The 21,182-nt window shown below is 62.4% G+C and carries 20 protein-coding genes and 1 tRNA gene; 12 read left to right on the forward strand and 9 right to left on the reverse strand.

What is annotated here, in order from left to right; all coding sequences use genetic code 11:
- Positions 1-289: 289 nt before the first annotated feature.
- Positions 290-2,428, forward strand: a complete 2,139-nt coding sequence (rpoD, locus tag EHH60_RS16305; RefSeq protein ID WP_124160469.1) for an RNA polymerase sigma factor RpoD — start codon at positions 290-292, stop codon at positions 2,426-2,428.
- A 116-nt stretch (positions 2,429-2,544) separates the two neighbouring features.
- Here rpoD and EHH60_RS16310 read toward each other — a convergent pair whose 3' ends face one another.
- From EHH60_RS16310 to EHH60_RS16320, 3 genes are all read right to left on the reverse strand, one after another.
- On the reverse strand, positions 2,545-2,781 hold the full coding sequence (locus EHH60_RS16310) for a hypothetical protein (protein ID WP_124160470.1): 237 nt from the start codon (positions 2,779-2,781) through the stop codon (positions 2,545-2,547).
- Between the two features lie 519 nt (positions 2,782-3,300).
- Entirely contained in the window at positions 3,301-3,645 is a 345-nt protein-coding gene (locus EHH60_RS16315; RefSeq protein WP_124160471.1) for a hypothetical protein, read from the reverse strand.
- Between the two features lie 113 nt (positions 3,646-3,758).
- Entirely contained in the window at positions 3,759-4,283 is a 525-nt protein-coding gene (locus tag EHH60_RS16320) for a hypothetical protein (RefSeq protein WP_124160472.1), read from the reverse strand.
- 144 nt (positions 4,284-4,427) lie between these two features.
- On the opposite strand from EHH60_RS16320, the gene EHH60_RS16325 reads away from it, so the two are divergent.
- On the forward strand, positions 4,428-5,234 hold the full coding sequence (locus EHH60_RS16325; RefSeq protein ID WP_124160473.1) for a lytic murein transglycosylase: 807 nt from the start codon (positions 4,428-4,430) through the stop codon (positions 5,232-5,234).
- Positions 5,235-5,360: 126 nt separating this feature from the next.
- Here EHH60_RS16325 and EHH60_RS16330 read toward each other — a convergent pair whose 3' ends face one another.
- Positions 5,361-6,191: an SDR family NAD(P)-dependent oxidoreductase gene (locus EHH60_RS16330; protein ID WP_124160474.1), complete on the reverse strand. Its 831-nt coding sequence runs from the start codon at positions 6,189-6,191 to the stop codon at positions 5,361-5,363.
- 121 nt (positions 6,192-6,312) lie between these two features.
- Here EHH60_RS16330 and EHH60_RS16335 point away from each other — a divergent pair, with 121 nt between their 5' ends.
- From EHH60_RS16335 to EHH60_RS16350, 4 genes are all read left to right on the forward strand, one after another.
- On the forward strand, positions 6,313-6,687 hold the full coding sequence (locus EHH60_RS16335; protein ID WP_124160475.1) for a response regulator: 375 nt from the start codon (positions 6,313-6,315) through the stop codon (positions 6,685-6,687).
- A gap of 55 nt (positions 6,688-6,742) precedes the next feature.
- On the forward strand, positions 6,743-7,354 hold the full coding sequence (locus tag EHH60_RS16340; protein WP_124160476.1) for a LysE family translocator: 612 nt from the start codon (positions 6,743-6,745) through the stop codon (positions 7,352-7,354).
- Between the two features lie 645 nt (positions 7,355-7,999).
- Positions 8,000-9,211: a GGDEF domain-containing protein gene (locus EHH60_RS16345; protein ID WP_124160477.1), complete on the forward strand. Its 1,212-nt coding sequence runs from the start codon at positions 8,000-8,002 to the stop codon at positions 9,209-9,211.
- Positions 9,212-9,246: 35 nt separating this feature from the next.
- Positions 9,247-9,867, forward strand: coding sequence for a peptidoglycan recognition protein family protein (locus EHH60_RS16350; protein WP_124160595.1), 621 nt, complete (start codon positions 9,247-9,249; stop codon positions 9,865-9,867).
- A 232-nt stretch (positions 9,868-10,099) separates the two neighbouring features.
- Here the strand turns inward: EHH60_RS16350 and rpoH are convergent, their stop codons facing one another.
- Positions 10,100-10,999: an RNA polymerase sigma factor RpoH gene (rpoH, locus tag EHH60_RS16355; RefSeq protein ID WP_124160478.1), complete on the reverse strand. Its 900-nt coding sequence runs from the start codon at positions 10,997-10,999 to the stop codon at positions 10,100-10,102.
- Positions 11,000-11,217: 218 nt separating this feature from the next.
- Positions 11,218-12,225, reverse strand: coding sequence for an RluA family pseudouridine synthase (locus EHH60_RS16360; RefSeq protein WP_124160479.1), 1,008 nt, complete (start codon positions 12,223-12,225; stop codon positions 11,218-11,220).
- Here EHH60_RS16360 and EHH60_RS16365 point away from each other — a divergent pair.
- The 4 genes from EHH60_RS16365 to EHH60_RS16380 all read left to right on the forward strand — a co-directional run bounded on the left by EHH60_RS16365 (position 12,224) and on the right by EHH60_RS16380 (position 15,372).
- Positions 12,224-12,568, forward strand: a complete 345-nt coding sequence (locus tag EHH60_RS16365; protein WP_124160480.1) for a hypothetical protein — start codon at positions 12,224-12,226, stop codon at positions 12,566-12,568. The genes EHH60_RS16360 and EHH60_RS16365 overlap by 2 nt on opposite strands.
- Positions 12,569-12,625: 57 nt before the next feature.
- Positions 12,626-12,700, forward strand: a tRNA-Glu gene (locus EHH60_RS16370).
- A gap of 98 nt (positions 12,701-12,798) precedes the next feature.
- Positions 12,799-14,604 carry a site-specific integrase gene (locus EHH60_RS16375; protein WP_124160481.1) on the forward strand — a complete coding sequence of 602 codons (1,806 nt, stop codon included), beginning with the start codon at positions 12,799-12,801 and terminating at the stop codon, positions 14,602-14,604.
- A 540-nt stretch (positions 14,605-15,144) separates the two neighbouring features.
- Positions 15,145-15,372: a hypothetical protein gene (locus tag EHH60_RS16380; RefSeq protein ID WP_124160482.1), complete on the forward strand. Its 228-nt coding sequence runs from the start codon at positions 15,145-15,147 to the stop codon at positions 15,370-15,372.
- A 537-nt stretch (positions 15,373-15,909) separates the two neighbouring features.
- Here the strand turns inward: EHH60_RS16380 and EHH60_RS16390 are convergent.
- Positions 15,910-17,856 (reverse strand): DEAD/DEAH box helicase family protein, encoded by a 1,947-nt coding sequence (locus EHH60_RS16390; RefSeq protein WP_124160484.1) that lies wholly within the window; start codon positions 17,854-17,856, stop codon positions 15,910-15,912.
- 876 nt (positions 17,857-18,732) lie between these two features.
- Between EHH60_RS16390 and EHH60_RS16395 the strand changes: the two genes are divergently transcribed.
- Together EHH60_RS16395 and EHH60_RS16400 are read left to right on the forward strand one after the other, a co-directional pair.
- Positions 18,733-19,068, forward strand: coding sequence for a hypothetical protein (locus tag EHH60_RS16395; RefSeq protein WP_349629069.1), 336 nt, complete (start codon positions 18,733-18,735; stop codon positions 19,066-19,068).
- Between the two features lie 44 nt (positions 19,069-19,112).
- Positions 19,113-19,667 (forward strand): ATP-dependent DNA ligase, encoded by a 555-nt coding sequence (locus EHH60_RS16400; RefSeq protein ID WP_502697409.1) that lies wholly within the window; start codon positions 19,113-19,115, stop codon positions 19,665-19,667.
- Here EHH60_RS16400 and EHH60_RS16405 read toward each other — a convergent pair.
- The gene (locus EHH60_RS16405; protein ID WP_124160487.1) at positions 19,664-20,065 is read right to left on the reverse strand and encodes a hypothetical protein; all 402 of its coding nucleotides are present in this window, start codon (positions 20,063-20,065) and stop codon (positions 19,664-19,666) included. The genes EHH60_RS16400 and EHH60_RS16405 overlap by 4 nt on opposite strands.
- A gap of 519 nt (positions 20,066-20,584) precedes the next feature.
- Positions 20,585-20,857, reverse strand: coding sequence for a hypothetical protein (locus tag EHH60_RS16415; protein WP_124160489.1), 273 nt, complete (start codon positions 20,855-20,857; stop codon positions 20,585-20,587).
- Positions 20,858-21,182 lie beyond the last annotated feature (325 nt).

Here is a 21,182-nt window from a genome sequence, read left to right on the forward strand (position 1 = left end):
GGCTTAACGGTCTTGTAGCACTTTGGCCCAGAGGCGGCCGCAGGCAGAACAGACGCGTCAGGAATGAATCCGCGCAATCGCTGTTGGCACTACACCTGCATCCGCCGCGACAAAGAGGCTGACGAAGCGTTAGGCAATTCCGGCGAGAGAAAGTTGGGGGTGGCGAGAGGTTTGTGCGCCGCCCTTTCCGTGTCGAGAGCTGCCGAAGCGAGAGCGTCGAGCAACAGGTTCAAGTGAATTCAGGCAGGCGCTGCGGGCGTCTCGCGTGAAGCGCGTTTAGGAGCAATGGATGGCCACCAAGGCAAAGACGCTGCAGGCGAAGGACAAGGAAAAAGACGACAAGGCAGCGGATGCGCCGGAGAAGGACTCCCAGGACGCGCCCTCGCCGTTGCTCGACCTGTCCGACGCCGCCGTGAAGAAGATGATCAAGCAGGCCAAGAAGCGCGGCTTCGTGACCTTCGATCAGCTCAACGAAGTCTTGCCGTCCGACCAGACCTCGCCCGAACAGATCGAGGACATCATGTCGATGCTCTCGGACATGGGCATCAACGTCACGGAAGCCGACGACACCGAAGGCGAGGAAGAGAAGGACGAGGGCGACGACGAGACCGATAACGAGCTCGTCGAGGTCACCCAGAAGGCCGTCACCGAGGTCAAGAAAAGCGAGCCGGGCGAACGCACCGACGATCCCGTGCGCATGTATCTGCGCGAGATGGGCACGGTCGAGCTGCTCTCCCGCGAAGGCGAAATCGCGATCGCCAAGCGCATCGAGGCCGGCCGCGAGGCAATGATCGCAGGGCTGTGCGAAAGCCCGCTGACCTTCCAGGCCATCATCATCTGGCGCGACGAGCTCAACGAGGGCAAGATCTTCCTCCGCGACATCATCGATCTCGAAGCAACTTATGCCGGCCCGGACGCCAAGGGCGGAATGAACAATGCGATGATCGCAGGTCCCAGCGGCGAGACCGGTGAAGCTTCGGCCGAGGGCGGCGAGGCCGCCGCCACCGCTGCGCCCGCGCATGTGGCGCCGCCTGCGGCGCCGCCGGCGCCGACCCCGTTCCGTGCCGCGCCTGCAGCCGCTGGCGCCGAGGCCGGCGAGGAGAAGGATCCGGGGGAGGCCGCCGCCGAAGCCGACATGGACGACGACGAGTTCGAGAACCAGATGTCGCTCGCGGCGATCGAGGCCGAGCTCAAGCCGAAGGTGGTCGAGATCTTCGACAAGATCGCCGACAGCTACAAGAAGCTGCGCAAGCTTCAGGAGCAGGACATCCAGAACCAGCTCCAGAACGAGTCGCTCTCGCCGCACCAGGAGCGCAAGTACAAGAAGCTCAAGGACGAGATCATCGTCGAGGTGAAGTCGCTGCGCCTCAACCAGGCGCGTATCGACAGCCTCGTCGAGCAGCTCTACGACATCAACAAGCGCCTCGTCTCGCATGAGGGCCGCCTGATGCGCCTTGCCGACAGCCACGGCGTCGCGCGCGAGGATTTTCTGCGCAACTACACGGGTTCTGAATTGGACCCGCGCTGGCTCAACCGCGTCTCGAAGCTGTCCGCAAAAGGCTGGAAGAATTTCGTCCACCACGAGAAGGACCGCATCAAGGACCTTCGCCACGAGGTGCATCAGCTCGCCGCGCTCACCGGCCTCGAGATCGTCGAGTTCCGCAAGATCGTGCACTCCGTGCAGAAGGGCGAGCGCGAGGCACGTCAGGCCAAGAAGGAGATGGTGGAAGCCAACCTCCGCCTCGTGATCTCGATCGCCAAGAAGTACACCAACCGCGGCCTGCAGTTCCTCGACCTGATCCAGGAAGGCAACATCGGCCTGATGAAGGCGGTCGACAAGTTCGAGTATCGCCGCGGCTACAAGTTCTCGACCTACGCCACCTGGTGGATCCGGCAGGCGATCACGCGCTCGATCGCGGACCAGGCCCGCACCATCCGTATCCCCGTGCACATGATCGAGACGATCAACAAGATCGTGCGCACGAGCCGCCAGATGCTCAACGAGATCGGCCGCGAGCCGACGCCGGAAGAGCTCGCCGAAAAGCTTGGCATGCCGCTGGAGAAAGTGCGAAAAGTCCTCAAGATCGCCAAGGAGCCGCTGTCGCTGGAGACGCCGGTCGGTGACGAGGAGGATTCACATCTCGGCGACTTCATCGAGGACAAGAACGCGATCCTGCCGATCGACGCCGCGATCCAGTCCAACCTGCGCGAGACCACCACGCGCGTTTTGGCCTCGCTCACCCCGCGCGAAGAGCGCGTCCTGCGCATGCGCTTCGGCATCGGCATGAACACCGACCACACGCTGGAAGAGGTGGGGCAGCAGTTCAGCGTGACGCGCGAACGCATCAGGCAGATCGAGGCGAAGGCGCTGCGCAAACTGAAGCATCCGTCGCGGTCGCGGAAGCTGCGGAGCTTCCTGGACAATTAATTCGGATTGTCATGCCCGGGCCTGACCCGGGCATCCACCCCAGACAAAAAACGGCGGGCCGAAAGCCCGCCGTTTTTGTTTGCGTTGGAGCTTGGAGTATCACGCGTCCAACCGCCCTACTTCTTCTTCGCCCCCACCCGCTCGATCCGCTTGATCTCCAGCGGGGGGCGGCCGCTCTTCTCGGCGATCTCGCGGTCCTGCTCCATGATGAAGCTGCGGGCGGGTTCGTCGCCGTCGAGGCCGCCGAGGAGTTCAGCGGGCACGCGGCGGTTGGAGCGTTGGGAATCGTCTTCATAGACGACGTTGAAGAAGGCGAATTCGCCTTTGAGATTGGTACCGGGTTTCTTGGCCATGGCGGCTTTTCGTCGATAGCCACGCCGCAGTCAAATGACTTTGGCGCTGATCGACCTCCGCCGCGTCCGAACGCGGCGGGCTTGGCGCGGCTGTGAAGGTACCTGATGTGGGGAGGAAGGAGGAGCCAGAGATCTTCTGCGGCCCTTCGAGAAGACTTTCGTCTCCAATAAACGGCGGGCCCGAAGCCCGCCGTTTATCTTGGTCTTCAGCGCCGCCCGGGGCTGGCAGGGCGACAACCTAAGATAGAATACTATAGAAGGCGCGCTGCGATGGCAAGGTAAATCGTGGTGGTGCCGATGTCGCAGCCAGCGCATCAGATATGCGTTTGTTCCGATGTGCGACATGGTCATGCATAGAGACATGCTTTGAGCTGCCAAATCATTTTGTTCATCTCGCTTGCTCTTGCGACCCAGCGAGAGCGAGGCGCTCTGTAGGAAAACGCGTTGGCCTGCACGTATTCCCGCCGGCGTGCCCTGTGATTGCAAAGCAAAGCCGGTGCCATCCTCCGAACGCGTATCTCAATGCGTGTGTGTGCGCTGCGTCAATTCCGGCACGGCGAGTCGCGATCCGTGCCCGCCGCCCTTGTCGGTGTCCTCCTTGCGCCCCTGCGCCATGATCGCGGTGCCCATCGCGGCAGAGCCGAAGGTGATGAGAAAGGATGCGAGCAGCAGGAGAAGCGCCACGCCGGGCGCGCGGTCGGCGAAGATCAGCTCGCGCAGATGTCCGGGATTGAGCCAGAGCAGGCCGCCGACCAGCAGCGCGGCGGCGCCGGCGCCGATCGCGAGATTGATGGCGAGCAGGCGGAACAGCGGGATGCGGAGGAGGGCGGGGGTTGGCCGGCGAGGATGCTGATGGTTGGACATGGGTGGTTGCTTCGCGCCGACTTTGATGCAGTGACTGACGGTTGCTCAGGCATCGGCATTCTAGCGCCAACTCTCTCCGCTCGTCATTCCGGGGCGCGACGATATCATCCGCCTCACGCCGCCGGTGCGACCCGGCTACCCGAATCCTGCGCGGCCTGTTGGCGCTCCATCATGGTCTGCCACAGCGTTGCGATGCTCACCTGCGTCTGCGGCGCGATCAGGCAGTGCCCCTCATTGTCGAAGCCGCAGAACCGAGCCGACGGGTCCTTCTTCACCTCGGTCAGCGCCTGGTTGATCATCTCAAGGCACGTCATCACCTGCCCGATATCCTGCAGGCGCGTGTGATGCAGGATGTCCATCAGGCGGAACGTCATTACCGCAGGGCGGCCGAAGCTGATGCCGGGGCGGCCGAGCTCGAACAGCACGTTCACCGCAGGAAGCACGCCGCGGATGTGCTCGAGCACGCCGGCCATGTCTTCCACGCTGCAGGCGACGAGATGGGCCGCCTGTGGTGGCGGCGCGGCCTCCGGCGTCCGTGGCGCCAGCCCGAGTGTGGCCATCACCTCCTGCTCGATCCATTGCCGCACCGGGGCGGGGGCATTGCGGATCTGCTCGGCGGTCAAGGTGATTCCGGTCATGTGCGGTTCTCCTGTTTGCCTCAATCTAGAAAGCACGGCGTGAGACGGTTTGATGCGGATCAAGCCTGCCGCTTTGACGCTCGCTGCGTTCCCGGGCATGATCGGCCGCCTGCTTCGCGCAAGGAATTTGGGGAACTGCTGCACATGCTGAGACCGCTTCTCGCCGCCGCCGTCGTCGTTTGTCTGACCGGCGGGTCGGCGCAGGCCGCCCGCTGCGGCGGCGATTTCGACAGCTTTGTCGCCAGCATGGCGCAGGAAGCACAGGCGGCCGGCGTCTCGGCGGGCGTGACCAATGCGGCGCTCGGCGGCGTGACCCAGGACGCTGCCGTGCTCGCCTTCGACCGGCGCCAGCGCTACACCTTCAAGAAGAGCTTCGAGCAGTACGTCTCGACCCGTGTCGGCCCCGGCCGCATCAATGGCGGCCGCGCGCTGCTCCAGCGTCACGCCGCGCTGCTCTCCCGCGTCGAGCAGCAATTCGGCGTGCCGCGCTATATCCTGGTCGCGATCTGGGGCCTTGAGAGCGATTTCGGCAAGGGCGACACCGGCAAGCTGCCGGTGATCCGCACGCTGGCGACGCTCGCGCATGATTGCCGCCGCACCAATCTGTTCCAGGGCGAGCTGCTCGCCGCGCTCAAGATCGTGCAGCGCGGCGACCTGCCGCTGCGCGACCTCATCGGCGCCTATGCCGGCGAGATCGGCCAGACCCAGTTCCTGCCGTCGTCCTACATCAAGTACGGCGTCGATTTCGACGGCGACGGCCATGTCGACCTCCGCCACAGCGTCCCCGACGTGCTCGCCTCGACCGCGAACCTCCTGCACACCAACGGCTTCAAGATGGGCCAGCCCTATGATGAAGGCACGCCGAACTTCGAGGCGATGCGCGAGTGGAACAGGGCGGTGGTCTATCGCAAGACGATCGGGTATTTCGCCGATCGGCTGGCGGGGCAGTGAGGAGCGGCGCGCCGCCAGCCATACTCGTCATTGCGAGCGCAGCGACGCAATCCAGAGTCTTTCTGCCGAGACAGTCTGGGTTGCTTCGCTGCGCTCGCAATGACGGTGGAGAGACATTGTCTCTCCTCACGTCCCCTTCGCCATCTTCTCCAGTCGCCGCTGCAGCGGCGCCCAGTACGTTCCCGGGCGGAAGCGCTGCAACAGGTCCATGAAGCGGGCGTCGTTGCCGATCAGGATGCGCGGCTCGTTCCTCTCGATGCCGCTGATGATGCGCAGCGCGGCATCCTTTGGCGTGGTCTTCGCTGCGTTCTCGAACCGGTCGATCGATTGCGCGCGCCGGTCATTGTCGGTGACGCCGATCCCGGTGCGCGCGTTGCGCGCGATCGCGGTGGCGACGCCGCCGGGATGGACGACCGACAGCTTGACCGGGCTTCCCGCCATCGCCAGCTCGTGCCGCACGCTCTCGGAGAAGCCGCGCACCGCGAACTTCGCCGCCGCATAGGCCGATTGCCCCGGCGGCGCGATGATGCCGAAGATCGAGGAGAGGTTGACGATGTGTGCCTCTGCCAGCGTCTTCAGGTGTGGCAGGAAGGCGCGCGTGCCGTGCACCACGCCCCAGAAATTGATGTCGAACAGCCAGTCCATCTGGGCCTGGTCGATCTCCTCGAACGAGCCCATGAGCGCCACGCCGGCATTGTTGATGACGATGCCGAGGGCGGGATGCGCGGTGGTTGCTTCGCTTGCGAACTGCGCGATGTCGGCGGGCTCGCCGACATCGACGCGATGCACGCTGACCCTGCGCGTTGTTCCGATCTCCGCCGCGACCATCTTCAATCCGGCCTCGTCGCGGTCGGCCAGCGCGAGATCGCAGCCGCGCTGCGCCAGCTCAACCGCCAGCGCCCGGCCGATGCCGCTCGCGGCTCCCGTGATGGCGGCGGCGCCCCGAATCTTCGTCATGAATTCCCCCGTCAAGTCCCCGAACGTGGAACTATGAATTACTTTTTTTTGAAATGAAACCGAACCGTTGCCGGCCTCGGTTTTTAACATGCGTTATGGAGGCATGCATTGGGAGCCGCCGATGGGACAAGCAAAGCCGTTTCGCGCGACAGCGCTGATCGTTGAAGACGACGTCATGCAGCGGGAGATGCTTTGCGTTCTCCTGGAAGAGAGCGGCTACCAGGTCATCCAGTGCGAAAGCGCGGAGGCCGCCGAGCGCGTCCTCGACAAGAGCGCAGGCGCGCTCTGTCTGATGCTGACCGACGTCCAGCTTGCAGGCCGCATGAACGGTGTCGAGCTCGCGCACGTCGCCAAGCACCGCAATCCGAACCTCGACGTCGTCGTCACCTCCGGCCGCCCCTTGAAGCAGCCCTTGCCCGATGGCGCCAAGTTCTGGGCCAAACCCTGGGCGCCGCTCGACGTGCTGCGCGAGGCCGAGCTCGCTCAGCTGTCCTGACGGCAGCCCCGCGGGCGCGCTTTCTCGCCGCGAGCCGCGGTGATAAGGTCGGTCCATGACCTTGTCCTTCCTGCTCACCTCGCTCATCGTCGTCGCATCGCCTGGCACCGGCGTGCTCTACACGCTCGCGGCGGCGCTGACCCGCGGCTCGCGCGCGAGTATAGCGGCCGCCTTCGGCTGCACGCTCGGCATCGTGCCGCACATGGTGGCGGCGATGCTCGGCCTTGCCGCCGTGCTCCACACCAGCGCACTCGCCTTCGCCGTGCTGAAATGGTGCGGCGTCGCCTATCTTCTCTATATGTCCTGGCAGGCGCTGCGTGAGACGGGGGCGCTCGCGGTTGGCGGCGAGATCAAGGAGCGGTCGAGCGGCCGCGTCATCGTCACCGGCTTCCTGATCAATATCCTCAATCCAAAGCTGTCGATCTTCTTCCTCGCCTTCCTGCCGCAGTTCATCGCGGCGGACGAGGCCCATGTCCTGGCTCGCATGCTGGAGCTGAGCGGCGCCTTCATGGCGATGACCTTTGCGGTGTTCGTCCTCTATGGACTCTGCGCTGCCTCCGTGCGCGAGCGCGTCATCTCCCGTCCCCGCGTCATGGCCTGGCTGCGCCGCAGCTTTGCGGCCGGCTTCGCCGCGCTCGGCGCCAAGCTTGCGTTTGCGGAGCGGTAGAGTCTTCTCTTCACCTCTCGAAAGGTCGTCATGCCACGGCTTGTCCCAGGCAACGCGCCTCGAACACTCACCCAATAAAAAAGCGGGCCTTGCGCCCGCCACCTTCCAACCTGCCCGACTCTACCCGACGCCCGGGCGGAGCGAGACTCCACCCGGGCAAAGAAACAGAAGCCTCGTTACTTCTTCTTCGCCTTCTTGGCCTTTTTCGCCTTCTTCTTCACCGCCTTCTTCGCTTTCTTAGCCATAGTATCCTCTTAGGGGTTAATGGTGGAACGCGACACGAGGGATGCTCGGCGGAGGGCCAGCCTCGCAACATCCTCGATACAAACTCAGCAGATTCGGAGCCGGCTGCCCCGCGCCGTCATATCTCCGTCATTGCGTTATCCACAGCTCAGATGCGTCTTGCGTGATCTTTGGCCCCGAATCCGCTGCGTCGCCGCCCGCTCTCCGCAGCAAGGTTTGATTAACGATGCCGCAATCCGTTCGCGGATTCATCAATCCAAAACCAACGCCCGGCTTTGCGCGATTGCGGTGAGACTCCATTAAGCGCGCCGCGCACATGATCGCCCGCAAGAACACGGGGGCGGGTATGTACGGGCAGTTGCCAAACGAAGAGGGCGGGACCATGCGCGTCCCGCAGTCGCCATGCTGAGCGTGCCGACACTCTGGACCGTCATCGTCATCAATTTCCTGGCGCTGGGCCTGGTCTGGGCCTATGTGGCGCGCGCCTATCCCAAATTCGAGGCGGCGCGGTACTGGACGGCGGCGGCGGTGCTGGCTGCAGCAGGCGCGGCCATCTCGATGCTGCGTGACGTCATGGATCCGCGCTTTCCGCTGATCGGTGGCGGCGGCCTGATGATCTTTTCGTCGTGGCTCGCCTGCATGGGCGTCGCCCGGTTCTATCACCGCCCGGTGTCCTGGCCAGCGGCGATCGCCAACTCGGTCCTAGCCAGCGCCGGTCTCGCCTTCTTCCTGGTCGTCACCGACAACATGCCGATGCGGGTCGTGATCTACTCGCTGGCACAATCGACCCCAATTGCGCTGATGCTGCCGCTGCTGCTGCTCGGCCAGCAGAACGGCCGGGAGAACCCGGGGGCGCGCCTCGCTGCGATCGTGGGCTTTCTGCTCCTGTCCATTCACGTCGTCCGCTCCGGCGCGGCGCTGCTCGGCTATGGCGGCGCCATCACCGCGATCAATTTCAACGGCCTGCAGGCCGTGATGATCCTGCTCCTGGTGTTCCTGGCCATGGGCTGGAATTTCGCCTGTCTGCTCATGGCGATCGAGCGGCTGCGCAATGAGGTTGCTGACCTTGCGCTGCTCGACGATCTCACCGGCGTCGCCAACCGGCGGCATCTGCTGCAGCGCCTGACCGAGGAATGCGCCCGCTCGACGCGCAGCGGCGCGCCGTTCTCGCTGCTGCTGATCGATCTCGACGGATTCAAGACCGTCAACGACACCCATGGTCATGCCGCCGGCGATGCCTGCCTGAAGCACTTCACCCTGATGGCGCAGACGCGCCTCCGGCCCGGCGACATGCTCGCCCGCACCGGCGGCGACGAGTTCTGCGTCGTGCTGCCGTCCTCGTCCTTGCGCGAGGCCTCCGCGATCGCCCGCCGCGTGATCGAGGTCTGCCGTCAGGATGCCGCCACCTGCACCGGCAGCGACATTCCGATCGCGATCTCGATCGGGGTTGCGCAGTGGGACCGCGATGTCGGGGAGTTCCCGGATCGCCTGATGGCCAACGCCGACCATGCCCTCTATGCCGCCAAGAAGAACGGCAAGAACGATTTCGCGATCTATGATCCCGCCCCGCCGCTTTCGCCCGACACGATCGAGGCGTTGAGGAAATTCGCGTAAAGCCTGCTAGGCTTGGATCGCACTGGGCCTTGCATATGATGTTTCGCCTGCTCGCGGTCATTCTCGCCGCTCTTCTGATCAGTCCCGCCGCCGCTGACGACGCCGAGCTCGTGAAGCTCGCGCGCGCCTCCGGCACGCCCGACATTCCCGGCCTGAAGATCGTCTGGCTTGCGCCGTGGGGCGACGTCCGCAACGCCAAGCCCTGGCGTAACATCATCGTGCACCAGACCGAGGGACCTGCGGGCTCGGCGCGCGGCGGCGCGCAAGCGCAGGCGAAGAACCCGACACGGCGCGGCGTCACGGTCTGGGTCGAGACCGACGGCACGGTCTATTGGGCCGTCGCCGAAAACCTGGTGCCGACCCACGGCGATGGCGCCAACCGCAACGACAACAAGTACATCGACAACAGCTCGACCTACCGCCAGGTGGTGCGCGACAACTCGATCGGCGTCGAGTTCGCCGGCAACTATCCCGATGTCACGACGGGGCCGACCGAGGCGCAGGTCGCGGCGTGGAAGATTCTCGTGCAGGTGCTGCGCGCGCGCTATGGCATCCCGCTTGATCGCGTCTATGCGCACAACTGGATCGACTACAAGGACGCGCGCTATTGCGAAGGCTGCACGCTCGCGACGCTGGCAAGGCAGTGGGGAGAGTAGTCTCCTCCGTCATTCCGGGCGCGACGAAGTCGCGAGCCCGGATCCATTCGTCCACCAACTCTGCGGCCTGATGGATTCTCAGGTGCGCAATTGCGCACCATAGCTCGCGCGCGTGCCCCGGAATGACAGCGGAGCGCCGTCCGCCGAACCGTGTCACGCAAACAAAAAAGCCGGCGTTGCCGCCGGCTTTTTCTCTCTTTCTATCCGCCAATCTCTTCTGCTGAACTGCCGCTTAGTGCGCGGCTTCCAGCGCGGCCTGTTCGGCCCTCGCGATCGTGCCCTTGACCGCGGACTGCACCTTCTCGAAGGCGCGGACCTCGATCTGGCGGACGCGCTCGCGCGACACGCCGAACTCGGCGGCAAGGTCTTCCAGCGTCATCGGCTCATCGGCGAGGCGGCGCGCCTCGAAGATGCGGCGTTCGCGCGGGTTGAGCACGCCCATGGCGCCGTTCAGCGCATCACGGCGGTGATCATACTCCTCGTGCTCCGCCATCATGGCTTCCTGGTTAGGCGTGTTGTCGACCAGCCAGTCCTGCCATTCGCCGGCTTCGCCGTCATCGCGGATCGGAGCGTTCAGCGACGCGTCGCCGCCGAGGCGGCGGTTCATGTCGATCACGTCCTGATCAGTGACGCCGAGGCGCTTGGCAATCATCTTCACCTGGTCGGGGCGGAGATCGCCTTCGTCCAGCGCGTTGATCTTGCTCTTCGCCTTGCGCAGGTTGAAGAACAGCTTCTTCTGGTTCGCGGTGGTGCCCATCTTCACGAGCGACCAGGAACGCAGGATGTACTCTTGAATCGACGCCTTGATCCACCACATGGCGTAGGTGGCGAGACGGAACCCCTTCTCGGGTTCGAAACGCTTCACCGCCTGCATCAGGCCGACATTGCCTTCCGAGACGACCTCGGAGATCGGCAGGCCGTAGCCGCGATAGCCCATGGCGATCTTGGCCACGAGCCGGAGATGGCTGGTGACGAGTTGGTGCGCCGCGTCGCGATCGTCATGCTCGCGCCAACGCTTGGCGAGCATATATTCCTGCTGGGGTTCCAGCATCGGAAACTTGCGGATCTCGGCGAGGTAGCGAGAAAGGCCGGATTCTCCATTGAGGACCGGCAAAGCAGCGGTACGGGCCATAGTGCGCCCTCCAAAAGGTTCAGGCCCCCGATAGCGGCGGGCCAGGCAGACGACCGCTGTGTTAAAGCCGGCCGTAGCTGCGATGTTCCGCGTTGGTCATTTCAACGCAGACGCAATATACCCTATCGGGGGCCGAAAAGGGAAGGATTGCTGACGTCACGTCCCCGTGTGGCAGCTATAACTTTTTGTAATGTAAAGACTTTCTGAAGCGGCCTGCGTCATAGCGCCGCTTTGAGGGCGCGTTCGAGGAGAAGCAAATCCTCCGGCAAAGGCGCTTCCCAGTGGAGTAATTCTCCTGTCCTCGGGTGCTCCAACACCAGCAGGTAAGCATGTAGGGCCTGCCGCCCCAGCGCCGCCAAAGCGGCCTGCGACTGAGGCGCCAGCTGGTTGGCCTTGGTCTTGAAATGCGGGCCATAGACGGCATCGCCCATCAGGGGTTGGCCGATATGGGCGAGGTGGACGCGGATCTGATGGGTGCGGCCGGTCTCGAGCTCGCAGGCGAGCAGGACGGCGACCGGCTTTCCGTCGCGCCCGGCGAAGCTCTCCAGGATCTCCCAATGCGTCACCGCCTCGCGGCCGCCCTGGCGCACCGCCATCTTCTCGCGCGCATGCGGATGGCGGTCGATCGGCGCATCGACCGTGCCGCGATGCCGGTTCGGCACCCCCCAGGCAAAGGCCATGTAGCCGCGGCGCATCGCGCCGGTGCGGCCGTGGTCGGCGAATTGGGCTGACAGCGAGGCATGCGCGAGGTCGTTCTTGGCGACCACCATCAGCCCTGTCGTGTCCTTGTCGAGCCGGTGCACGATGCCGGGCCGGCGCACCCCGCCAATGCCGGACAGCGAGGCGCCGCAATGGGCGATCAGCGCGTTGACCAGCGTGCCGGTCTCGTGGCCGGCCGCGGGGTGGACCACCAGCCCCTTCGGCTTGTTGATGACGACGATGTCGTCGTCCTCGAACACGATATCGAGGGCGATATCCTCCCCCATGGGCTCGGCCGGCGCCGCCTCCGGCACGTCGATTATGATCGTATCACCGGGACTGACGTGATAAGCGGGGTCGCGGACCGCGGAGGCCTTCAGGTGCACTGCGCCCGCCAGGATCAGGGCTTTCAGCCTCGATCGCGATAGCTCCGGCCGGCGCGCCGCCAGCACGCGGTCGAGGCGGGACGAGCCCTCGTCGCCGGCGACCACCACCTCCAACCTTTGCGCAGACCCAGAGCTTTCCATGACGACGTCTGATACCGCTGTTCCCGAACCGACCCCCGAGCAGGCCGCGCTGTTCGCGCGGGTGCGGCGGATGATGCTGATCGCGGGGTTGACCACGGCGCTGGCGATCTGCGCCGTGCTGATCGCGGTGGGCTACCGCCTTTTCAAGTCGGAGGGAAGGGCGCCCGAACCGGTGGGCGACGTCATCGCCACCCTGCCGAAGGGCGCCAGGATTGTCTCGACCGGCGTCGCCGGCGACCAGCTGGTTATCACGCTCGACGTCGGCGGCGCCACCGAGATCCGCACCTTCCACGCCCACACCCTCAAGCCGGCCGGAAGGCTGAAATTTGCCAACGAGCCGTAAAAGGCACGTCGGGGTCCTTGCGGCGGACAAGTTTCGAGGTTATTGGCTAGCCCTCACGCTCCCTTCGTCTAGCGGTTAGGACGCGGCCCTCTCAAGGCTGAAACAGGGGTTCGATTCCCCTAGGGAGCGCCAGCGGCTCTAGAAGCGCTGAGATTTCAAAAACATCACGCAAATCATGGCTTTGTCTGCTGTCAGGTGGTAGCAGGGACACGTAGCTTTTGATGCGCGCAATGCCGGGACTGATCCAAGATAGATACGGGACTTACTACGTCCAAAGGAAGGTGCCAGAACGCCTCCAAGAAGCCGTTGCGCGCGTTCTCAATTCCGGGAAATCCAAGCAGGTCTTTCTCAAGAAGTCCCTCGGCACCAAGGTGCTGAAGGAGGCGAACGTTGCTGCCACTCATGTGCTGGCAGACTTCAATCGGACCCTGGCGAATGCCGAGGCGCTGCTGAAGGAGCGGCCCGTCATAGAGTCGCTCACCGATGCTCAAATTAGGCGTATGGCCGAGATGCATTACGCTGCATTGTTGGCCCATGATGAGGAGGAGCGCAGCGAGGGCACTGGGTCAGAGCCCCTGTTTCAGAATATCGCGAAGCAGCTCAGCGATGCCGGTATTCCGTACAGCACGCCGTTCAAGGTTGGTTCAGTGCCCGAGTTCGGGCTCTCTGACCGCGAGATTTACAAGAGGACGGATACGCTGGAGTTCGATTTGGCGGTCAGCGCTCCAGCGTTGGCTCGAGGTGACGTCAGCGTCATCGGAGAGGAACTGGATCAGCTGCTGGACGAGTTTCAACTCAACCTCGACCGCAAAAGTGCTTCATACCGAAAGCTGGGAATGGCGGTGCTAGCCGCACACGTCCGCGCCCTCAGGGACATTGAGAGGCGCAATGCGGGAGAACCGGTTGAGACGCCCGCGTCTGCCTATGCGTCCCCTGAGGCTCCTTCAGGCGAACAGGGAGGCACGCTACGCGAAGCCTTCGAAGGTTGGAAGAAAGAGCGCGATAGGCCTGAGGGCACCGTGCATGAGTACGGTCGGGCTGTGGAGATGTTCATCCAACTGCACGGTGATCTTCCCGTATTGAAAATGAGGCGATCACACGCCCGCACATTTCGTGAGGCGTTGCAGTTGGTGCCGAAATCGCGCAGAGGCGCGCTCCTGAAGGCATCTCTTCCGGAGCTGCGCGACTACGGCAGCGCGCACCCAACGGTCCCGAAGGTGTCCCCAGGGACCGTGAACAAGCAACTGGGCGCCTTGCAAGCCATAGCAGGTTGGGGCCACCACCACGGCCTAGTGCCTGATGATGTGCCATGGGCGGACCCGTTCGCCGAGATGCGTCTTGAAGAGGAACAGTCGGAGCGCGAGCCCTTCGACGCTCGCGACCTCCAGACCATCTTCGACGCTCCGCTCTTTACCCAGCAAAAGCTGCCCGCGGGAGCTAAGGGGGAGGCGGGTGTGTGGTTGCCCCTGCTTGCACTGTTCGCAGGTGCCCGTCAGGCCGAATACGCCGGTCTTCGCGTGTCTGACATTCGCACGGATGAGGAAACAGGCATTCCGCTGATGTGGTTCTCTCGCGACCCGAAGGCGGGACGGCGGCTCAAGACCAAGACGTCCGAGCGCGTTGTGCCTGTCCATCCGCAGCTCGTAGCGCTAGGATTCCTGAAGTACGTGGAGGCACGGCGTCAGGTAGGCGACAAGGCGTGGCTCTTTCCCACTGTTGCTCCGGACCAGAAGGGTGCCCTCAGTGCTTGGTCAAAATGGTGGGGTCGTTATCTGCGCACGCATGTTGGAATCCACGACCGCAACAAGGTCTATCACAGCTTTAGGCATGGCTTTCAGGACGCGCTCCGCCGTACTACGCCCGACGAAGAACTGCGCGACGCTCTGACGGGCCGGAGCAGCGGGAAATCCGTAGGCCGCACCTACGGCGCCAAGGCGATGTTGCAGCGATGGGGTGCTAAGGTCCTAAAGCGAGCGGTCGACGACATTTCCTATCCCGGTTTGGACGTCTCGCGCGTGAGAACGTCGGTCCTGTGAGGCGCGCGCAGGGGCCCAAGGGAAACCAATGACGCGGAGGCCCTTTCGGTCTTTGCAGAATCTAGCCTTGGCGGCTGGTCTGGGAGAAGCGGACGTGGACCGAGAAGACCGACAGGTCTTCTTGTGACCCGAAGGCGACTTCAATCTCTTGAGTAAGTGGACAATGCGTCTGCATTTGCACAGTTTAATGTGGCGGCCGTGTCGGCCGGGTAGTCCTTTCCCATGGAACGAGAACTCCGACGCCTCGAACGGGACGCCCGCCATCAAGCAGCTCTGTCTGCGGACGAGCGCGCAAGGGCGGCCTTGCTCGAAATCGCGGAGGAGTACCGGCAACGCGCCGACTACCTTGAGGCCCAAAGCGGCAAACCGACTGAGACAGGACGTTGAAAGGGCCCCTCATCGCGCTTTTTGGCACTCTCGGAGGATTGACTGCCAAGCCGCTGAGGAACAGCATCGTTCCATCATCGTCCGGTTCGTGGCTTCTATCGGTGACTGAGAGACCAATTGTGCTCCCGCCTGCTCAAACAGGGAGCAACCGTCATGCCGATTTCACGGCTGATTGCGAACATCGATCTCACCCGCGAACAAGAACACGTTCTTGAATTGGCCTTCAACCACGCCCTGCGCAAGCTCGACCTGGTTGGTCGAAGCGATCCGCTCTGTGATCTCGTTGCCAAGAGGATGATCGAAATTCACATGCGCGGCGTTACCGATGCCGTCGCTCTTGCCGAGATGACAGTCCGGGAAATCAAGGTAGCGAAAGATTAAGAGCCCCGGTCTTTCGCGTTCGGGTAAGTCGAGCAAGCCCGCTTCTGGCCCATCGCGATCATTCCAGCGGGTCCGCGCGTAGACCGCTGTTCACCTCTAAGCGGACAATGTGCTGCGTTTCAGGAAGAGAAGGCCGCACCCGAGGGGTCCTGACGGAAACCTTTGGTGCGGCCGGTCTGTATCGTTAGGGTTGGGACGAAGGCGCTAGGTCCAAGAAACCGCCGCGACGATGCCCCAGTTTCCTTTCGAGTTCGGGCGGCGCCAATGTGGCTCGGCCATCAGGTTGAGGGCGGCCAGGGCATCTCGGTAACTAGTGAACTTAAGCTCCCGACCCTTCGGACCTACCCAGTATCCGCCAGCGCGTCGGCAGGTGACTGGGTGGAACGAAGTTCCGTCTGATGCGGTCGGAATTTTCATGAACGGGGCTCTCCCAATTGAGCGAGATTGCTCCTTTTACATAATAGCAAGAAGTTCACGGCTTGCGCGATAAACAGTAAGAGAATCGCTCTGCCGTTGTCCTGCCTCGGCTCTGATGGCCTAAGCCGCCTTCATCAGGAAGCTCTTAGAGCCTCGCCCGACACCAGGGACATAAGTGACGCCTATTTCAGCGAGCGCCTGCGTGGTGGGATGGCCGGCCGCGTTGAGGGTCTCGCGTAGCTTCTTGAGGCTGGTGAGCTTCAGGGCGTGCTGAATCTCCGTGAGAGACACAGTTCCGGCCGACTGCCCTTCCATGTAAGCGATGAGGCGGGTGTGAGAGCTTTCCCGCGGCTTCCTTGCCTTCGGCGGATCGAGCTCAAAGTCCCACTGGCGCACAGCGACACCGGGCATGTCCGCTTTGATGGCATCCAGCACGGATTCCCCCATGGCGTCCTGCGGGAGCACGATGAAAATATCAGCAGGCGGGCAGTTGCCCTCGGCGTCGATGACATGCCTACAGCAGATGCGGTTGATGGCCTGGATCACGGACACCGACATTTGCCGCTGCTCCATCTCCTTGCGCACGTTCTTGAACTGCTTCCACTCGGGGGACTGGAGCCACTTGTCGTCCTGAGAACCTTGCAGCGCGCAGAACATGTTGGTGGCCCAGGTTTGGGGACGGTAGGGGAGCCCAAGGATCAAAGCAGCATCGAAATCTTGCCAATCGTTTCTCCCATCGACCGCGTTCCAATGACCAACTGCCACCTTCATCGCCGACTTCTCGACCCACCGCTTCGCGATGACATCTTCTACGTCCTTGTGAGCGCAAACGAAGAGCGACCGCTCGTCACCCAATGCCTCCTCCATGGCGCGGCGGATCCGTGGGAGCCGTTCCTTGACGTGCTCGATCATGGCGTTCTTACCAAGCCGGGTGCCACGAGCGACGTGAAGTGCCACGTTGCTGTAGTCACGCGCGTGGCTCGGCACCGGAGGGCACACGTGCCGCTCCTCGAACAGGTCCCACAGGAAGTTGCTCTTGGCGGTCGCATCGAGCACCACGGGGCCAGGGGTGTTCAATGGCACCGCCAGGGCCGCTGAGTTGATTGAGTGATACTTCCCCTCCTTGGCGTAATAGGCGAACTGATCGAGGCACGACTGAACGGCTTCCAACGTCTCGGCTACGCGCGCGGCCATCCAGGCGTGGTTCTTGTGGCTGCTACGGTTACCCACCAGGCGGTCATAACGCACCTCGCTCATGGCGGCGCAGAGCGGTGAGAAGTCTACGGCGCCAGGGGCCTCCTTCTCTCCCCAAATCATCGACATGGCGCTGTCACCGTCTTGCTCGGATACATAAGCGAGCAGAACATGATAGACCTGCTCGAGCACCTGCACCTGCCTGGGAAGGGCCTGACGCACAGTTTGCGGAATGATGCCTAGCACGAAAGCCAAGTTGTCCGCCGTCGCGCTGCTCTCGTCGACTACGTTAGCCAAGGCCTCATCAATCACCGTCAGAAGGCGCTTCCCGCCCCGCCACGACACCAGTCGTTCCCAGGCGGCCCAGTTATCGTCCTTGAGGCTCCTTTTGGCATTGAGGAATGCTGAATGTGTGATCACCACAACGTCACTCGTTTGCAGCGCCTGAAGGCTGGCTGCGTTGCGGGAGTGGTTCACAACGGCCACAGAACGCCCAGCAATAGCGTTGATGGTGTCCCTGATCTTGTCGGCTTCCTCAATCAGCCGGGTGACCACGAGCATCCCCACGGGATTGAGGTGGCTCTCGAGATTCTTTTGGGCCTGCATAGCCGCATACACGCAGGTCCCTTGGGTCTTTCCGCTGCCGGTGGGCGGCTGCAAGATGCGCCATGGTGATTCAACACCGAGGATAGCTTCCTCAATGGCGCCCCTGAAATTCTCTCCCATAATTTTCCAGAGGAGCTTCAGTGGTGCGGAGGAGTGCTGCCCAAGGCCACCTGGGCGAGGCGAGGTCCAATATGCGTTCATCCGTGATGAGAAATCTTCCGGACACACGAGGGCGTAATCGGTCGGAGATAGTAGAATGTCGGTCATGCTTGGTGTTCCTGTATGGGACACGACAAGCCACCTAGTGATCCTAAGAGACACCAGGGTGTGCTTGTGAATGTTGAGTGGAGAATTGAATTGGTCTGACAAAGACCAGTTAGAAGGAGCCCCTCAAGGCTCTAAGAGAACCGAATTGGTCTCAGGGGTAGGAATAGTGGGTCGGTGTAGAAAACACCCCTCGAAGTCTCTAAGAGATACATCCATTAGAGGTCTCAGGGGGACCTTTCCGAGGTGCTGAGCTGTGGTGTTCTCCTCCGAGAGGAGCTTACTTCGTTTGTTGGCGCCTCAGGTATCTTATGAGCCACGGAAATCAGCTCTGATATAATTACAAAAGTGATGGTGTTATCTCCGCTTGAGAGTTCTCTCCAGGTAGCCCCTAAGTCTCCCAGAGGAGCCTTAGGATTCGTTGCTGGCGCGTGGTGCCTATCTGTCGTCAAACCCACGAGGCGTTTCGGCGGCTCCGCAGCGGGCCTGACGAGTCATTGGTAGCACAAAGGCGCCCCGGTGTTTCATAGGGCCCCCGAGAATTCGGTTTTTGCGGGGGACCGTTTGCCCGCTTTAGGTTCTCTTCCTTAGCCGCTGGGCCCAGGGGCCTCCGCTCCGAGCAGCGATATGGACTTGGTGAGCAAGCTCAATCCCTTTCTCGGTGCACCTGATGCTCCCTGCATCCCACTCGGCCCACGCGCACGGTCCTGCTTACGCCCACGCGCGGTCTTTGCTTTCTTCGCCATTCTCAACCTCCAGTGCCTGACGAAGAACGCTGGGGTGTTCCGAGTTCCAAATCATGCGATTCAAGACGCTTGGGCATGATTCGCAATCGGTTCGACGTCACCTACGCAGGACTCGTTTGAGTGGAGTTGCGTGATGGGCTCGCCCTCGATTGTGCCGAACGACCGTTTGGACCGTGATTTTTACATCGTGCTTGAGGATTTCCGGACCGGTGCCGCATTCCGCGAGACTGAGGAAGGCATCGACTACACCACTATGATTTCCGACCTCCTCTCCGGGCAGTATTCCCACGTCCTCCGTGTGGTGGCGTTCAATCCTGTGGAGGGGTGGGCACGGGATGCCTCCGAAGACATCGCCCTTGAGTTGGAGAGGCGGCTGGACGGGGACATACCCGACGTCCTGCGGGACTTCATTGAAGGACAGCTCGGCCGGAAGGTCGGCGTTCAATTGGCTCTGCCCCTGAGTAACTGATGCCGAAAGAGATAGGGTTTGCGTTGCCGGTCATAGGCGAATCTGTGCCCGCGGGTAACGACTGGATTCACGAGGTCAAATACGACGGCTACCGCCTTAGAGTAGTCCGCAATGGCAATCGGGTGAAGCTCATCACCAAAAACGGGCACGACTGGACCAAGCGATACCCGTGGATAGTCGAGACCGCGCTGAACATCCGCGAGGAGCACTTCGTCATTGATGGCGAGGCGGTAATCCTGGGCGTGGATGGAATGTCGGATTTCGACGCCCTCCACTCACGCCAGGAAGACCATGAGGTTCAGCTCTACGCCTTCGACTGTCTGGCCTTCGGCGGCGACGACCTAACCGGCCTGCCCCTGCACATGCGGAAGACCAACCTGATGCAACTCCTCCGCGGCCGAAGCCAAGGGATCTTCGTCGCCCCGTTCGAGGCCGGACCGATCGGGCCGGAGCTGTTCGACGCCGCGTGCAAGATGGGGCTGGAGGGACTGGTCTCGAAGCACAGGGAGCGGGCCTACCGGTTCGGCCGGTGCGACCACTGGATTAAAAACAAGAACCGCAATCACCCGGCCTACACGCGGGTCATGGAGAGCTTTTAGGCGTCATCGTGCAGAAGCATACCTTCTTCTTTTAAGGTGCTGTCCGTGCGGTAATAGCTCTCGATGAACTCGTCACCGTTTCCGGCAAACGCGCCGTACATCCCGTACTCATTCAGATCTTTGAAAAAGAACCCGACGCGGCTTTCCGCGAAGTGATCAACATGGAAAGCGATGAGGTGGGCCGTTTCGAACAGCCGCTGGCCGTGCTTCGCGTCCCAAAAGTCATGGTCACGCTCCTTCCAGCGATATTCCCGCATCCCCGCTTTGATGGCCTGGTAGAGCCGGTCATCCCGCTTGAGACGGTCCCTCGCCGCCTCTGCTTTTTCCGTGTTCTTCGATTGGCGCCATAGGAAGAATCCGCCGACCAGCGCAATCAGCAATATCAGTGACCAATCCATCTCGCCCCCAGGCGTATATTATCGCCGGTCCGGCTCAGTCCGCTACCACTTCCGGCCGCCGAGAACCCTGCCTCTTACCGGTCCGGGTTCGGCTTTCCTCAGCTGGTCCCGCTGGTCGCATAGGCCGTCCACCTTGGCCTGCATCCTCCCGAGCAAGCTCTCAGCGGACGCCGTGGACAGCCCGGCACGCCGGAGGGACTGGATTTCCTTCTGCTGGCGGCCGATCTGACGCCGCATATGCTCGATTTCCGAGCGGAGATATTCGAGAGTGGGCATGGCGAACCTGGGAATTCTCCCAATAGAACGAAGAGAGAACATAAAGTCAAGGGAGCGTCAGGAGCGAGAGGCGCCGCCCGTCAGGCCGAGCGCCTTCTGGTGAAGGTCAGGGTCGTTGGTCGCTAAGTGCTTGATGACTTCGCAGATCCCTAACGAAATCAGAGGGGATTTCTGTAACTGGGGCCCGATGGGACCCGCGAGAACCAGTGTTGGCCATGGGACCCGAAGACGGAGCTTTCGTTGCTAACGAACACGCTCCAGAAAGCTCTCACCCTGCATCTTCCGACATGCCCAGGAGAACGCCCGATTGGGTTTCGGCGTGTTGTAGCTGTTGAACATCGCCTGTGCCTCCGAGATGCAGCTGTCGAAAGAGGTATCGTTTCCAACGTACCATGCTTGAGCGCCGCCGTTGTAGTATCCCACCTCGGCCCTGTAGGTGTACGGGCTCAGGAACGATGGGGTCCCAAAGACCCACAGGTACGCCGCTATAGCTGCGATGATCATCAGCCCGCGCATTCGATACTCCCCCCTCAGGAACCTAAGCCTAGCGAAGATTCAGCACCTGCTTCAAGCCCACGCGCAGTTGCGCAATAGAGTGAACACCGCAGCAAGGAGCTTGGCGGCGGCGGAGGCTTTAAGCCGAGGAGCTTGAAGTCGGTCGAGGCAACGTTTCAGATTAGGATCCCTTGCGGCGTATGGGACCCGAAGTTTTCGCCCAAGGTACTGGGGGGCGCACCCACGCCCTACCCCGAATACACCATCCACAGGCCAATGATGAAAAGTACGCTTGCGGGCCATGTCGCCCCAGGGACAATTGACAGCAGTGACGCGAGTAGCACCG

The organism is Bradyrhizobium sp. RP6 (assembly GCF_003837805.1).
Taxonomy (GTDB): domain Bacteria; phylum Pseudomonadota; class Alphaproteobacteria; order Rhizobiales; family Xanthobacteraceae; genus Bradyrhizobium.